Origin of the sequence: Paenisporosarcina sp. TG-14 (genome assembly GCF_000297555.1) — a bacterium.
Lineage (GTDB): Bacteria > Bacillota > Bacilli > Bacillales_A > Planococcaceae > Paenisporosarcina > Paenisporosarcina antarctica.
This window is the reverse complement of the sequence record NZ_AMGD01000021.1, coordinates 66,059-82,077: the sequence shown is the minus strand read 5'-3', so window position 1 is coordinate 82,077 and position 16,019 is coordinate 66,059. Positions and strand designations below refer to the sequence as shown.

General features: G+C 35.1%; 17 protein-coding genes. 15 read left to right on the top strand and 2 right to left on the bottom strand.

Going from position 1 to position 16,019, the window contains the following annotated elements; genetic code table 11:
* Window positions 1-41 precede the first annotated feature (41 nt).
* From C406_RS0108135 to C406_RS0108085, 11 genes are all read left to right on the top strand, one after another.
* Window positions 42-521 (top strand): DUF456 domain-containing protein, encoded by a 480-nt coding sequence (locus C406_RS0108135; protein WP_017380109.1) that lies wholly within the window; start codon window positions 42-44, stop codon window positions 519-521.
* Window positions 522-641: 120 nt separating this feature from the next.
* Window positions 642-1,250, top strand: coding sequence for a superoxide dismutase (locus tag C406_RS0108130; RefSeq protein WP_017380108.1), 609 nt, complete (start codon window positions 642-644; stop codon window positions 1,248-1,250).
* Window positions 1,251-1,352: 102 nt separating this feature from the next.
* Window positions 1,353-3,572, top strand: a complete 2,220-nt coding sequence (locus C406_RS0108125) for a peptidoglycan D,D-transpeptidase FtsI family protein (RefSeq protein WP_017380107.1) — start codon at window positions 1,353-1,355, stop codon at window positions 3,570-3,572.
* Between the two features lie 148 nt (window positions 3,573-3,720).
* Complete coding sequence (locus C406_RS0108120) at window positions 3,721-4,662, top strand: PstS family phosphate ABC transporter substrate-binding protein (RefSeq protein ID WP_017380106.1); 942 nt, start codon at window positions 3,721-3,723, stop codon at window positions 4,660-4,662.
* 134 nt (window positions 4,663-4,796) lie between these two features.
* A complete protein-coding gene (gene pstC, locus C406_RS0108115; RefSeq protein ID WP_017380105.1) occupies window positions 4,797-5,744 on the top strand; it encodes a phosphate ABC transporter permease subunit PstC in 948 nt (315 codons plus the stop codon).
* Between the two features lies 1 nt (window position 5,745).
* Window positions 5,746-6,624: a phosphate ABC transporter permease PstA gene (pstA, locus tag C406_RS0108110; RefSeq protein WP_017380104.1), complete on the top strand. Its 879-nt coding sequence runs from the start codon at window positions 5,746-5,748 to the stop codon at window positions 6,622-6,624.
* A gap of 27 nt (window positions 6,625-6,651) precedes the next feature.
* Window positions 6,652-7,476, top strand: coding sequence for a phosphate ABC transporter ATP-binding protein PstB (pstB, locus tag C406_RS0108105; protein WP_017380103.1), 825 nt, complete (start codon window positions 6,652-6,654; stop codon window positions 7,474-7,476).
* Window positions 7,477-7,497: 21 nt separating this feature from the next.
* Window positions 7,498-8,157: a phosphate signaling complex protein PhoU gene (phoU, locus tag C406_RS0108100; RefSeq protein ID WP_017380102.1), complete on the top strand. Its 660-nt coding sequence runs from the start codon at window positions 7,498-7,500 to the stop codon at window positions 8,155-8,157.
* A gap of 161 nt (window positions 8,158-8,318) precedes the next feature.
* Window positions 8,319-8,468, top strand: a complete 150-nt coding sequence (rpmG, locus tag C406_RS0108095) for a 50S ribosomal protein L33 (RefSeq protein ID WP_017380101.1) — start codon at window positions 8,319-8,321, stop codon at window positions 8,466-8,468.
* A 54-nt stretch (window positions 8,469-8,522) separates the two neighbouring features.
* A complete protein-coding gene (locus tag C406_RS0108090; protein WP_017380100.1) occupies window positions 8,523-9,092 on the top strand; it encodes a 5-formyltetrahydrofolate cyclo-ligase in 570 nt (189 codons plus the stop codon).
* Window positions 9,093-9,564: 472 nt separating this feature from the next.
* Window positions 9,565-11,466 carry an LTA synthase family protein gene (locus tag C406_RS0108085; RefSeq protein WP_017380099.1) on the top strand — a complete coding sequence of 634 codons (1,902 nt, stop codon included), beginning with the start codon at window positions 9,565-9,567 and terminating at the stop codon, window positions 11,464-11,466.
* Window positions 11,467-11,775: 309 nt separating this feature from the next.
* On the opposite strand, the gene C406_RS0108080 is transcribed toward C406_RS0108085, so the two are convergent.
* Window positions 11,776-11,955: a DUF2759 domain-containing protein gene (locus C406_RS0108080; protein WP_017380098.1), complete on the bottom strand. Its 180-nt coding sequence runs from the start codon at window positions 11,953-11,955 to the stop codon at window positions 11,776-11,778.
* A gap of 162 nt (window positions 11,956-12,117) precedes the next feature.
* Between C406_RS0108080 and C406_RS0108075 the strand changes: the two genes are divergently transcribed.
* A complete protein-coding gene (locus C406_RS0108075) occupies window positions 12,118-12,756 on the top strand; it encodes an MBL fold metallo-hydrolase (RefSeq protein WP_017380097.1) in 639 nt (212 codons plus the stop codon).
* Between the two features lie 159 nt (window positions 12,757-12,915).
* On the opposite strand, the gene C406_RS0108070 is transcribed toward C406_RS0108075, so the two are convergent.
* Complete coding sequence (locus C406_RS0108070) at window positions 12,916-13,155, bottom strand: DUF2626 domain-containing protein (RefSeq protein WP_017380096.1); 240 nt, start codon at window positions 13,153-13,155, stop codon at window positions 12,916-12,918.
* 265 nt (window positions 13,156-13,420) lie between these two features.
* Here C406_RS0108070 and C406_RS0108065 point away from each other — a divergent pair, with 265 nt between their 5' ends.
* From C406_RS0108065 to comGB, 3 genes are all read left to right on the top strand, one after another.
* Window positions 13,421-13,798, top strand: a complete 378-nt coding sequence (locus tag C406_RS0108065; protein ID WP_017380095.1) for a Spx/MgsR family RNA polymerase-binding regulatory protein — start codon at window positions 13,421-13,423, stop codon at window positions 13,796-13,798.
* 131 nt (window positions 13,799-13,929) lie between these two features.
* A complete protein-coding gene (comGA, locus tag C406_RS0108060) occupies window positions 13,930-14,985 on the top strand; it encodes a competence type IV pilus ATPase ComGA (protein ID WP_026045642.1) in 1,056 nt (351 codons plus the stop codon).
* On the top strand, window positions 14,954-16,018 hold the full coding sequence (gene comGB / locus C406_RS0108055; protein ID WP_017380093.1) for a competence type IV pilus assembly protein ComGB: 1,065 nt from the start codon (window positions 14,954-14,956) through the stop codon (window positions 16,016-16,018). The genes comGA and comGB overlap by 32 nt, the downstream gene beginning before the upstream one ends.
* The last annotated feature ends 1 nt before the right edge of the window (window position 16,019 follow it).

Sequence of the window (16,019 nt, the reverse complement as noted above, 5' to 3'; positions counted from 1 at the left end):
AAGGCACGATAAAGAGGAGATTTTTTTTTTGGAGGAAGAACATGGAATATATTGCTTGGAGTTTAATTATTGTCTGTTTTATCATTGGATTTGTTGGACTAATTTATCCAATTATTCCATCAGTCATCTTTATATTAGGTGGATTTTTACTATATGGTGTTTTCTTCTCATTTGCTGAATTACCTTGGTGGTTCTGGTTAATTGAATTGCTTTTTGTGGGATTACTTTTTGGTGCTGACATGATGGCAAATGCATTTGGAGTCAAAAAATTCGGTGGTAGTAAAGCTGGACTTTGGGGAAGTACTATTGGGTTATTAATAGGACCTTTTGTTATCCCTTTTGTAGGAATAATTATTGGGCCATTTATAGGTGCCTTTATTGCTGAGTTACTAATAACACGTACATCTATTAAACAAGCAATTAAAATTGGTTTTGGCTCAGTAATTGGATTTTTAACATCAGTCATGACAAAGGGAATTGTACAAAGTGTGATGATTGTGATTTTCTTTTTTGTTGTGTAAAATTCAGACTAAAGACTGAATTCACCAAATTAGGTTGTTAATATTTGTAGGAAAGAACTAAGTTTGATACGCTATTAGATGTAAAATCTAATAAAGATATTCTTTAGGAGGAAAATACAAATGGCTTATGAATTACCACAATTACCTTACGCGTATGACGCACTAGAACCACATATTGACAAAGAGACAATGAACATTCACCACTCGAAACACCACAATGCTTATGTAACTAACTTGAACAACGCACTTGCAGGTCACGACGAACTTCTTAGTAAGTCTGTTGAAGAATTAATTGCAAACTTAGACGCAGTTCCTGAATCTGCTCGTACAGCAGTTCGCAATAACGGTGGAGGACATGCCAATCACTCATTATTTTGGGAATTGCTATCTGCTACCGGTGGTGGAAATCCATCTGGCGCATTAGCTGAAGCAATTGATACTAAATTTGGTAGCTTTGATGCATTTAAAGAAGAGTTTGCAAAAGCTGCTACAACTCGCTTTGGTTCTGGTTGGGCTTGGTTATCACTAAACAACGGTGAATTAGCACTAACTTCTACAGCGAACCAAGACTCGCCTATTATGGAAGGTAACACACCTTTGCTTGGTTTAGATGTTTGGGAGCATGCTTACTATCTAAACTATCAAAACCGACGTCCTGAGTACATCGGCGCTTTCTGGAATGTAGTAAATTGGGATGAAGTTTCAAAACGCTTTGAAGCTGCAAAATAACTCTGAAATGTGAAACAAAACACACACTTATGTCGTCAAATGAGTGTGTGTTTTTTTGTGCGAAATGATATACTACAGTACAGAAAGAAAGGGGTTGCTGCAGTGCGCAATTCATCCAAAAAAACATCCAAAAAAAGAGCCGCAAGTCCTAAAGCCAAACAGCGCGCTAGTGTAGCGTTCCGTATGAATATCCTCTTTTTCTCCATCTTTTTGTTATTCTCTATCCTCATATTACGCCTCGGATTCTTACAAATTGTCAAAGGAGAAAATTTTGTTCGTATTTTAGAACGAACGGAAGAAGTTCCTGTCAATACGAGTGTTCCTAGGGGACGAATTTATGATAGTGTTGGTCGTGTTTTAGTAGATAATGAACCTCAAAATGCGATTACTTATACGAAGTTACAAACGACCAAACAACAGGAAATGATGACAATCGCTGAAAAGTTAGCGACTATGATTAAAAAGGAATCAGACGATGTAACATTAAGAGATAGGCAAGATTATTGGATTAGTCTACATAAAGAAGAAGCCGATGGTAAGGTGTCAAAAAAAGAGAAAGACAAAATGGTAGCAGATGAAACATTGTCTGCAGGTGACATTCAAAATCAAATTGATAGACTGGTAAGAGAGAGAATTACTGAAAAGGAACTTGAAGGATTAACAGAGCAACAACTTGAAGTTCTGGCGATTTACAGAGAAATGGCTTCTGGTTATGCTCTTTCACCTCAAATTATAAAAAGTGAAGATGTAACTCCTGAAGAGTTTGCACGCGTTTCAGAACATCTAGGTGAGATGATTGGCGTTAACACCACTACCGATTGGGTTCGAGTTCCTAAGTCGTCTCTGGCTATATTAGGTCGTACTACATCACCTAAGCAAGGTATTCCTAATTCTCAAATTAATTATTTCTTAGCAAGGGATTACACACGAAATGATCGTGTCGGTAGAAGTTACATTGAACAGCAATATGAGGAAATATTACAAGGTCAAAAATCTGTTGTAAAAAACATTACGGATGGAAAAGGAACGGTAATGGAAACAGAATCTGTCTTTGAGGGCCAGCCAGGCAAAGACTTAGTTTTAACGATAGATAGTGAGATTCAAGCAAAAATGGAAAGTTTAGTAGAAGCGAAAATGATAGAATTGAAACAACAAAATGGTTCAAATTTATTTGATCGTGCTTTTGTAGTTATTATGGACCCTTATACAGGAGAAATACTTTCTATGGTAGGAAAACAATTTGGTGAAGATCCAGAGACTAAAAAACGAGTTATTAACGACTATGCATATGGAACGTTCACCACTGCATACGAAGTAGGTTCTATCATTAAACCTGCCACTCTATTAACAGGTTACGATCAAGGGGTCATTCAATTAAATGAAGTGATGATTGATGAACCGATAAAAATCGGGGAATTGGGAATACCAAAAAGCTCCGTTTTTAATAGATTTTCTAGAATTCCAATGAGTGATTTACAAGCCATTGAACAATCTTCAAACGTTTATATGTTTAAAGTTGGATTCAGATTAGCTGATGCAATTTATAAATATGAACAAAGTATGAGTATAGATACTGGCGCATTTAGTGTTTTACGTAATTCATATGCACAATTTGGACTTGGCGTTCAGACTGGTATCGATTTACCTGGTGAAACCACAGGGGTTACTGGACTAGGAGACCTTCCTGGTAATCTGATGGATTTAACGATTGGACAATATGATACATATACACCTCTTCAAATGGCCCAATATGTATCAACCATTGCAAATGATGGGTATCGAATCAAGCCTCATGTGGTTAAAGAAATAAGAGAGCCTTCTTCAGATGGAAAGACAATGGGTTCTTTAGTGACTGAAATTAGTCCTACTGTATTAAACCGCATTCATAATTCTCAAACTCAAATCGATCAGATTAAACGTGGGATGTCTCGTGTCTATTTTGGTAGTCAAGGTTCAGCAAAATCTTATTTCGGGGATGCTCCTTACGATGCTGCCGGGAAAACGGGGACAGCCCAAGTAGTTTACTCAGGTCCTAATAGCCTTAAATCGGGTGATCCAACCATTAACTCAACGCATATTGGTTTTGCACCATTTGACAATCCAGAAATTGCTTATGCCGTTATGATTCCTTGGGCACCTTATTATAATGGACAATATAAAAGTACAGGGACGATCTTAGCTCGTGAAGTAGTAGACGCTTACTTTGAAATACAAAAGAAAAATGGAACAGCAGAACAAAGTGAATCTCCTACATTACTACCTATTAAACCAGCACTCTCGGAAACCGAAATAGAAGAAGATAACGAAGATACAATTGAATAATTATTAAATTTAAAACCATGATATAAATACATATCATGGTTTTTTTGTATTTACAAACTCTTTACATTCAGTTTATATGTCCTTAACACAGGACCTTTATAGTAATGGATGTAAGCAAAACCAACCAACCTTAGGGGGAACTAAACAAATGAAAAACTGGAAATTCTTTATGATGTCAACAATGATCGGATCAGCACTTGTATTAGGTGCTTGTGGAAATGAAGAAACTGAAGGTAACGGCAATGATGAAGCGACAGAAACATTGTCAGGTTCAGTATCTGGTGATGGTTCATCTACAGTAGCCCCAATTACAGAAGCATTAGTTGAAGAATATTCGGCTGTTCAACCTGACGTAAAAGTAACTGCTGGTGTTTCTGGTACAGGTGGAGGTTTTGAAAAATTCATTTCAGGTGAAACAGATTTCTCAAATGCTTCTCGTCCAATTAAAGAAGAAGAAGTGGCTAAGCTTGAAGAAGCGGGCATTGACTTTACTGAATTAGAACTTGCTTATGATGGGTTATCAATTGTTGTTAACTCAGAAAATGACTGGGCTAAAGACTTAACAGTTGAAGACTTGAAAAAATTATGGGTAGAAGATGGAACAACTAAAAAATGGTCTGACATAAATCCTGAATGGCCTGATGAAGAAGTAGTATTCTACTCTCCAGGGACAGATTCTGGTACGTATGATTACTTTAATGAAATTATTCTTGAAGATGAAGATATTGTAAAATCAACAACGCTTTCTGAAGATGATAATGTATTAGTTCAAGGCGTAAAAGGTGACAAAAACGCAATCGGATTCTTCGGCTATGCTTATTACTTGGCTAACAAAGACTCAATGAACATTGTTACAATCGACGGCGTAGAACCAACGAATGAAACAATCGAATCCGGTGATTATTCACCACTATCTCGTCCATTGTTTGTCTATGTTAAAAATGCATCAGTAAAAGAAAATGAATCGGTTTATGACTTTATGAAATATTCACTTGAAAATGCTGGCGAAATGGCTGAAGCAGTTGGCTATGTAAGCTTGCCAGAAGAAAAATATAAAGAAGATCTTGAAGCATTAGAAGGATTAAAATAAATCACCAAATTATATGCGGTTGAGAGGTGAGTAGCAGCGGTGCTACTCTCTTCTCTTGTTAAAATACTATGTCTTGTTCCAAGCGCCTGTTTAAATGGCGCTTTATGCAATTCTTTAGTAAAGGGGGATTTCATATGGCTTTGAATGAACAAACAGACAAAAAGTCTGTTCAACAAATGATAGCTATACAAAAGGGAAAGAAAGGGAAAAAATGGTTTGAAAAATCAATTCCCGTCATACTTTTTGTAATTGCTTCTATTTCAGTGTTAACAACGTTCGGTATTGTTTTTACATTAATTTTTGAAACGTTTGAGTTCTTCCGACGTGTGCCTATTCTAGACTTTATATTCGGTAGAGAATGGTTGCCCTTCTCAAATAGTCAACCGCGCTATGGTATTTTGCCATTAATTGCGGGAACACTTAAAGTGACACTCATTGCTGCAGTGGTTGCAGTACCAATTGGATTAGCATCAGCTATATACTTAAGTGAATATGCAAGTGATAATATGCGTCGTGTTATTAAACCAGTTCTTGAAGTATTAGCAGGAGTACCTACAATTGTATATGGCTTTTTTGCCTTAACATTTGTTACACCACTGTTACAACAATTCATACCTGAGTTAAAGATTTTCAATGCATTAAGTCCAGGTATTGTAGTAGGAATCATGATTTTGCCAATGATTGCCTCTCTCTCTGAAGACGCAATGTCATCAGTGCCAAACTCAATTCGTGAAGGAGCATTAGCTTTAGGTGCAACTAAATTAGAAGTTGCAATGAAAGTTGTGTTACCAGCTGCACTATCCGGGATTATGGCTTCTATTGTACTCGCAGTATCTCGTGCAATCGGTGAGACAATGATTGTTGCTCTAGCTGGTGGTTCGACGCCTCGTTTTGATATGGATATGACAGATTCAATACAAACAATGACTGCTTATATTGTTCAAGTTGCTACAGGTGATGCAGGATATGGCACGACAATTTATTACTCAATATACGCTGTCGGTTTTACACTATTCCTCTTTACGCTTCTCATGAACTGGTTAGCTCATGTGATTTCAAAACGCTTTAGGGAGGAATATTAATATGGGATATATTGATCATGCATCCGTTGTCAAACGTATGAGTGGCAGAATGATTGTAAACAAGATATTTAAAGTGATATTCTTGGTCGCAACATTATTTGCATTATTAACTTTAGGTGTATTGTTTTACCGAATTATTAGCCAAGGCATAGGTTTTTTAACACCTGACTTTTTCATGAATTTTTCTTCGCGTTTTCCTGAAAAAGCAGGAATAAAGGCAGCTCTTGTTGGTTCGCTTTGGATGATGGCAGTTGTAGCACCAGTATCTTTAATTCTAGGTGTTGGATCAGCTATTTATTTAGAGGAATACGCGACAAAAAATAAAATTAATAGTTTTATTCGCATGAATATCGCTAATTTAGCGGGAGTTCCATCAGTTGTATTTGGTTTACTTGGTTTAACAATATTTGTTAGAGCATTATCACTAGGAAATAGTATTTTAGCTGCAGGATTTACAATGAGTTTACTCATACTACCTGTTATAGTGGTTGCCTCTCAAGAATCGATTCGAGCAGTACCAAAGGATTTACGTGAAGCTTCTTATGCAATGGGTGCTACCAAATGGCAAACCATTGCAAAAGTTGTCCTTCCATCAGCAATCCCTGGTATTTTAACAGGTGGAATTTTAGCGCTTTCGCGAGCAATTGGTGAAACGGCACCACTGGTTGTAATCGGAATTCCAGTTATTATACAATTCTTACCAGATAACTTTCTTAGTCAATTCACTGCCATGCCAATGCAGATTTTTGACTGGGCAAAACGACCACAGGAAGCATATCAAAGCGTTGCGGCAGCAGGAATTATTGTCTTGGTGATTTTCCTATTAGCTATGAATTCAATTGCTGTGATAATTCGAAATAAGTTTCAAAAACGCTATTAAGCCTATGCGGCACAGGAGGGTTTTAAAATGGTTCAATTAAAAGTGAAGAATTTAAAAACAGCAAATAAAAGTAATGAAAATATAGAATTTATAGATAAAAAAATTGTCTATGATACACGACAACTAAATTTATGGTATGGCAATCACCATGCTTTGAAAAATATTGATTTAGCTATAAAAGAAAATGAAGTAACAGCGATTATCGGACCTTCGGGTTGTGGGAAATCAACATATATTAAAACTTTAAATCGTATGGTGGAGTTAGTACCATCTGTCAAAACTTCCGGGCAAATAATTTATCGCGATCGCAATATTTTGGATGCGAATTATGATGTAGAGGAACTGCGTACGAAAGTAGGAATGGTATTCCAAAAACCAAATCCATTCCCAAAATCAATTTATGATAATATTGCATACGGTCCACGTATTCATGGAATAAAAAACAAGAAAATATTAGATGAAATTGTGGAGAAAAGTTTGCGTGGTGCTGCCATTTGGGAAGAAGTTAAAGACAGATTAAACGATAATGCTTACAGTGTATCTGGTGGACAACAACAACGTATTTGTATCGCACGTGCTCTTGCTATTGAACCAGATGTTATTTTAATGGATGAGCCTACATCAGCTCTTGATCCAATTTCCACACTGAAAGTTGAAGAGTTGGTACAAGAACTAAAAGAAAACTATTCGATCATTATCGTGACACATAATATGCAACAAGCAGCTCGTATTTCTGATCAAACAGCATTCTTCTTAAATGGAGAAATTGTTGAGTTTGATCACACGGATACCATTTTTTCTACACCTTCTGACAAACGAACAGAAGATTACATTTCAGGACGCTTTGGTTGATCAAGAAGGGGGTAAATAATTATGGTAGTTAGAGAAAAATTTGAACAAGAGCTTAAAGAGGTTCAAGATCAGTTTATAGCACTTAGTAGTCTAGCAATTTCTACACTGAATAAATCTTTTAATGCTTTGATTAGTTATGAAGTTGATGATGCATTATCAATTATTGAAAATGACGTGTATATAAATCGTTTAGAAGAAGAAATAAACGATCGTGTGATTTTATTAATAGCGAAACAACAACCTGTTGCTACAGACTTACGTCGTTTAATCGTTTATATTAAGGCAGCGCATGATATGGAACGAGTAGGTGACTACGCAGTGAACATTGCAAAAGAAACTATTCGTATGGGAAAAACTGAATTTGCATCACCAATTAATAACATTGAAAAAATGCGAGCAATTACGATCACCATGCTTAATGAGGTAATGAAAGCATTTATTGAAGAAAATATTGAAGAAGCACGTAAAGTTGCAGAACTTGATGACCAAGTAGATAACTTATATGGGCAAACAATACACCAACTATTAAAAGAGGGCTCTGATAACCCAAAATCATTAAGTCAAGTGACACAATTGGCTTTCGTTTGTCGTTACTTAGAACGATCGGCCGATCATGCAACAAATATTGCGGAAGAATTAATTTATATGGTAAAAGGACGTCATTACGAATTAAATAATTAAATTCACTAGAGAAAGATACCTTTTGTCTTTCTCTTTCTGTGTCTATAAATATTTACAACATAATAGTAGATATTTCAATGAGCTGTGCTATAATGGGTTAGTCGTATAAATCATGCTCAAAAAAAATTAAAATGAATCCTGATTAGAGTGGAGGGATAATGATGCGCGTTAACATCACACTTGCTTGCACAGATTGCGGCGAGCGCAACTATATTTCAAAGAAAAACAAGCGTAACAATCCGGAACGTCTTGAAATGAAAAAATATTGCTCACGTGAAAAGAAAATGACTACACACCGTGAAACAAAATAAAACCATTTAACCAAAACCTTCTTAGGTTTTGGTTTTTTTCATGGAGGAATCTAATTGGAAAAGTCTACATTACGAAAAATCACCTTACAAGTATTAAATAATCTTGATTTACTTGAACATCAACAAAATTCACATAAAATACATAAGAAAATATTAGTAGAAGAAAGTATAAAAAAAGCACAGGTCATCGGTATTACTTTATCGTCTTTCCCAGAAGTTGATACTTGGGGACTAATTGAAGAACTTTGGAAAAGAGGAAAAAGAGTAGCAGTCCCTAAATGTGAACCATTAACGCGAGGTATGACATTTTATGAAATCGAATCCTTTGATCAACTTGAAGTTGTTTATATGAAACTAAACGAGCCGATTCCTAATATCACCAAAAAGGTCGAAGCATCACAAATAGGCGTGCTAATCGTACCAGGTGTAGTTTTTAATAAGAAGGGATACCGGATTGGGTTTGGTGGAGGCTATTATGACCGTTTCTTAAGTGGCTATGATGGGACAACTATTGCTCTTGCATTTAATAGTCAAGTTGTTGAAGAAGTTCCTGTTGAACGATATGATCTTCCTGTAGAATATATTTTAACTGAGGCAACACGTATTGAGTGTTCGAAAATGTAGTTTATTTGTATATCAATCCGACAAACGGATTTTTATCAAAGATGATGGAAACATGTAATAGAAAATTAAAATATGAAACAATTGGGACCATAAGCAGGTTCCAGTTGTTTTTTTTGTGTGAGAATTATCTTTTTCTACTTAATTTATAAAAAGATGAAACTTTCAAAGGTTTTATTCGTCTTATAAAGGGTATTTAAGAATTTGAGACGTATATAATATTATACATGTGCATTGTTAATGTGAAGTTGCTTTATTGTAAAAGAAAGATTAAGATTGATTAATGTTTCTTTTCTATTTTGGAATAATATGAACCTTGTTTCAATAAGGTATGTAATATTGCTTTATTGATATACAAGTAACAAATATTTAATTAGACGGGTATCGTTTGATCCTATTTTATAAATAGGGATTGTACGGCTACTTTTTACGGATAAAAATTAGAAATACGAAAGTTAATAGGAGGATATAAGGAATGAAGAATAAAAGATACCTTAAACATTCGATTTTGGCTGTAGCCATTTTACTTACCTGGATTAAAACATACGTGATATACCACATTAGTTTTGATATGAAAATTGAAAATTTCATGCAACAAGTGATATTGTTTATAAACCCATTAAGCTTTTTGCTCGTAATTTATGGTATTTCTCTATTCTTTAAATCAGTTAAAGGTAGAAATCGATATTTGTTAATAACAAGTTCAATTTTAGCATTTATTTTGTACGCAAACGTTGCATTTTATCGCTTCTTTAGTGACTTTATTACTCTGCCAGTATTATTTCAAACGAGTAACTTCGGAGATTTAGGCGCATCTGCAGCAGAGAGCATCTATTTTACAGATGTATTGTACTTCATTGACGTTATCTTGTTATTTGTAGCGATGAAATGGTTGCCAAATGCGAAAGAAGCGGTAATTGTCAAACCAGCCATTCGTCGTGCTTATTTTGTGTTAGCTGCTGCAATCCTATTCTTAAATTTAGGACTTGCAGAAACTGAACGTCCACAACTTTTAACACGAAGCTTTGATCGTGAATTGTTAGTGAAAAATATCGGAACTTACAATTACCATGTGTACGATATTTATATTCAATCAAAGTCTCACGCAAAACGTGCGTTAGCGGATGGTAGTGAGTTAGTCGAAGTAAATAACTATGTTCGTTCAAATCAAGCAAAACCAAATGATGAGATGTTTGGGACTGCTGAAGGCAAAAACTTAATTATTGTTACCTTAGAGTCATTACAAACATTTGCAGTTAACGAGGAAATGAATGGTGAAGTGGTCACGCCATTCTTGAATGAACTATCAAAGGATAAAGATACTTTTTACTTCCCGAACTTTTATCATCAAACTGGACTGGGAAAAACGTCTGACTCCGAGTTTTTAGTTGAAAATGGATTATACCCTTTAGGTAATAGTGCTGTATTCTTTACACATAGTGGGAATACGTATAATTCAATGGCTGAAAGATTAGGAGAAAAAGGTTATTTTACAAATGTTATGCATGCTAACAACAAGAGTTTTTGGAACCGAGATATGATGTATAATGCACTAAATGTGGAGGAATTCTATGATGTCGAAAGTTATGATATCGCAGAAGGCCAAGCAGTTAATTGGGGAATGAAAGATATTCCATTCATGGAACAATCTGTTGAACACATGGCAGAAATGCCTCAACCCTTTTATTCTCGATTACTGACATTAACAAATCACTTTCCATTTCATTTGGATGAAGAAGATAAACTTATCCCTGAGTTTGATTCCAATTCTGGTACATTGAATCGTTATTTCCAAACCGTTCGTTATACGGATGAAGCAGTTAAGGCTTTATTCGATGACTTAAAAGAAAAAGGATTATACGAAAACTCAATTATTATGATGTACGGTGACCATTATGGTATTTCTGAAAATCATAATGAAGCAATGGGGCAATATTTAGGGAAAGAAGTTACGCCGTTTGAAAGTGCGCAATTACAACGTGTTCCAATGTTTATCCATATTCCAGGTTCTAATCAAGGTGAAGTAGTGGAAGATGTAGTTGGACAGATTGATATCCGTCCAACATTACTACATTTACTTGGTGTTGAAACAAGTAAAGATATGCAACTAGGTGCTGATGTCTTCTCTAAAGATCATGAAGAGTTTATCGTATTCCGCGATGGTCGTTTTGTTACTGATGAAGTGGTTTATGCGGGAGATATCTGTTATGACAAAGAAACAGGCGAAGAAACAGAAGCAGAGGCATGTGCACCTTATATTGAACGTGCAGCAGAAGAACTGGGATATTCTGATGAAATCATTAATGGAGATTTACTTCGTTTTTATGATCAAAAAACAGGAAATCTTTTAATTGATGAAACAACTGAGGGTAAATAACTCTTTTAAAAACCACCAAAAATGTGTACCATTTTTGGTGGTTTTTTTCTTTCTTGAAAAACATATGAATTACTTCTTGTGAAGAGGATATGAATTTAAACATAAATATATCCACTAATCTAGATGCCCCTCCTTTATGTCCATTCCATCATTGGAGAAGAAAGTGGATGCGTCGTAATTGAGTCAAGTGGCTTATATATTCTGACCGCTAGGCGGTACTAAGTGAAGTCTTATTTAAATTACTGTGCAAAAAAGAGTGAAATATATAAAAAAGCTGACGTTTAAAGTAAACGCCAGCTTTTTTATATATTAGTGTAAACTAGGTGGATAGCCTTGGTTCAAGACCGTCATTACTGTGAAAAATCCAAAAACCGCAAAAGTACCAAAATTAAAGACTAAACTCAAAAGATTTTTTTCTTTAAATGCTTGATAAGTACCAACTGCAGCAAAAATTGCAACAAGGCCAAAAATAACCATTAATAAGTTCATTATAGACACTCCTTTTGACATCAAAAAATGACTTTCGAATAAAGTTTTCTTACTTATTATAAGTTTTAATAAAGGTTTTGTCGAGGATTAATAAGTGTCTAATGTATGAACGAGGATATATGTTTAAACACTTTCTGCTACAATTAACTAGAGGTGAAGCACATGCTAAATATACGAACGTTTCCACTAGGGCCATTACAAACGAATTGTTATGTGATATCCAATAAAGAAAAACAATGTTTGATAATCGACCCAGGTGAACAAGGAGAAACATTATTAAAAGAAATTCGAAGATTGCAGTTGAAGCCATTGGCAATACTATTAACGCATGCTCATTTTGACCATATTGGTGCTGTTGATGTTGTAAGAGAATTCTATAAAATTCCAGTTTATATTCATCAAGCGGAAAAAAGTTGGTTAGCTGATTCAACTAAAAATGGTTCAGCCCGTTTTAGAGAACTTCCATTAGTTGAATGTAAACCTGCAGACGTTTTGATTGACGGAGAAGGACAGTTAGAAATCGGCCCATTTTCATGTTATATGTTTTATACACCTGGTCACTCGCCAGGGAGTATCACCTACTGGTTTGAAGAGGATGGATTTGCTATTGTCGGAGATACCCTGTTCCAAGGTAGCATAGGTAGAACAGACTTGCCTCATGGTAATGATAAAGAGTTAATTCAATCCATTCATAACAAGCTGCTCACATTGCCTGAGAACACTATTTGTTATCCAGGTCATGGGAACCCAACGACTCCACAAGAAGAAATGAATCAAAATCCATTTCTAAACGGTTTTTAATAAAATACAAAAAAGACAGTCAATTTAATTGACTGTCTTTTTTGTATTCGTTAATAATTTCTAAATCCGGAGACACGTCCACACATCTGTTTTACAACTTCATTGTCAACACAAAATAGCATGCTCCACTTTGTTAGTCCAAGATCTCCTAAACGGTTCTTAGTGAGTACCAGGGACATGAATGAATGTCGTATAGTAACTGAATCCAGCAAAGAATACTGTTAAATACGCACCAAAGATATAGATGTACATGCGTTCTGAAAGGTTTAAGAAACCTAAAAGAATGAATAAGCCTGTGTTTGCTAATAATAATAATGATGCCGTATACATATCACCTAAATATAACATAACTGCGAAAATTCCTGTCCAGAAACCCATCACTTTATACATATTGTTCATGAGTAGACCCCTCCTTTTACAACTATACATTTATCTCTCCCCCATTATAAAGGATTTTATTCCTAGATGTAAACTCTAGAATGTCTTAAGAATGTGACAATACCGTGGAAGTTATCAAATCTTTTCAAAAATAACCTTAATCTTATAAGTTTATGCAAGGTTATCTACTAAAAAGACTATAAATTAATAATAAATAATAGGTGACAAACATTATACAAATGTTGTACAATACGTATAACGAAAAACTTAATTTGGAGGGGTTAAATTGACTGAACTCATGTTTTATACGTATCCATCTTGTACATCTTGCCGAAAAACGAAAAAATGGTTAATGGCAAATCAAATTGATTTTGAAGAAAGACATTTATTTCGTCAAACACCAACGGTAGAAGAACTTATTTTTTTATTATCTTTAACAACAGAAGGTTTAGACGAAATCTTAGCAACGCGTAGTCAATCATTTAAAGAATTAAATTTAGATATTGAAGATTTACCATTATCTCAAGTAGTCGAATTAATTGTAAAAAACCCAAAGTTATTAAGAAGACCTATTTTAACTGATGGAAAACAATTAGTGGTGGGGTACCAACCAGAACATCTAGGTACTTTTTGCCGCAAAAGAAAATTATTCCCCGCAGTTTAGTGAGCAAAATTAAAATTTCCTACCTAAAAAGGTAGGAAATTTTAATTTTGACGAAAAGTATTCCCTAATAAACAATCAGCGGCTATAGTATACGTGACGGGTGAAGAGCGGTCCTTACCTGTTTAGGGTGAATGGTAAAATTTATGAGTGAATTATTGAATATCATTGAACAGAAAAGTGAAGAGTTGATAAATCGGGCAGTTCTAGCTCGTGCTTCAGATATTCATTTAATTCCAACTATAGGCCTATACACGATATATTTTCGGTTACACACAAAACTTGTCCCTGCAGGAAAGCTTCACCTGGATATAGGGGATCGCATGATTTCATACTTCAAGTTTTTATCCTCTCTCGATATCAGTGAAAAACGAAAACCTCAAAGTGGTTCATTTCAACAAACCTTCAATTCTCAAATATGTTCATTTCGTGTTTCAACGTTGCCATCTGTTCAAAATAAAGAAAGTTTGGTAATTAGAGTCCAATTACATGATGATTCTAAGCCTTTGCACGAACTTTCTCTGTTTAAAGAAACGGCGCAAGTACTACATGAGCTAATGATGGCTCGTCAAGGACTTATATGTATTACAGGTCCAACTGGTTGTGGAAAAACAACCACCATGTATTCGTTAACTAGTTACAGTGCACATCAACTAAGTAGGCATGTAATTTCTTTAGAAGATCCAGTAGAAAATAGCCAATCTCATTTACTTCAAATTCAAGTAAATGAGCGCTCTGGCATTTCATATGCTTCAGGATTAAAAGCGATATTACGACATTCTCCAGATGTCATTATGATTGGAGAAATTCGTGACGTAGAAACAGCTCGAGCGGCTGTTCAAGCATCTCTAACAGGTCATTTAGTCATTACCACCGTACATGCGAAAAATCCAGTAGGGTGTTTATATCGATTAATGGATTTGGGAATACCGATTGACGATTTGCAGCAAGCATTATTAGGGATAACTAGTCAACAACTGGTTATTACGTCTTATGATAGGGAAGATGATCGAGTTATTCCAAATCGTTCATCTTTGTATGAAATTTTATATGGGAACACACTTGAACAAGCGATAGAAGAAATCAAAGCTGGTAGGACTTTTAGAATGCCTCAAGAATTTACACTTAATGCTCAGTTTAAAAGAGGGGTTGAGATGGGTGTTATTCAAGTACCTCCAATCACATATTGAGATAAAGGATCGCCAAATTCCAAAGAAAAAGCAAGCTCAGTTTTTGAAAAGACTTTCTTCTTTATTACAAGAAGGATACACATTTTATGCATCTCTTATCATGTTGTTGCCTCATCATGTGAAATCGAGTGAAGAGGCGCAAAAAAAACTGTCCTCTCAATTGAAAAACGGAGATGGAGTAACCTCGGTGTTAATGGCTTTAGGAATTCCGACAAGTTATTTATTATCAATTCAAATGGCAGAGGAACATGGGAAATTACATCAAGCTTTACTTGTACTCCAAACACATATTGCAATGGTCGATCGAGCAAAAGCGAGTCTGAAAAAAGTTGTGATGTATCCCATATTTTTATTTAGCATGTTAGCTGGATTGTTTGTTGCATTCAGAATATATTTTCTACCTAATATGGAATTACTTGCATCTTCACGACAAGCAACAAGTTCTCCTACTACAATGAACTTGACGAGTGCGATGCTTCATTTACCTGATGCTTTATTAAGTTTTTGTATTTTATTATTTTTAATAGCTTTAGCTTTTCAATGGAAAATTAAAAGATATCCGGTAGCGCATCAAGTTAACATCTTGAAGAAGATGCCAGTTTTTTCAAAATGGATGAAATTAATGTGGACAAAGAGTTTTTCACAAGAATTAGGGACGTTATTAGCGAGTGGATTATCTTTACAGCATGCTTTAAATGTACTTAAACGGCAAAAATTCCAACCCTACTTACAAGTTATTTCAGAGGATATTTACAGTTCAGTATTAGTGGGGGAATCCTTAAAGCAAGCTGTACAGTTATCTGACTGTTTTATTAATGACTTTCCTACGTATATTTCACATGGAGAAGCGAGTGGTCACTTAGACCGGGAGTTATTAATCTATAGTGATTTATTAAATGAACAAACTGAAGCATCTTTAACAAGGTGGTTATCATTTGTCCAACCTGTTTTATTTGGGGTATTAGCTATTTGTATTCTAGCTGCTTATTTATCCATACTATTGCCAGTCTATGGAATGATCGACTTTATCTAAA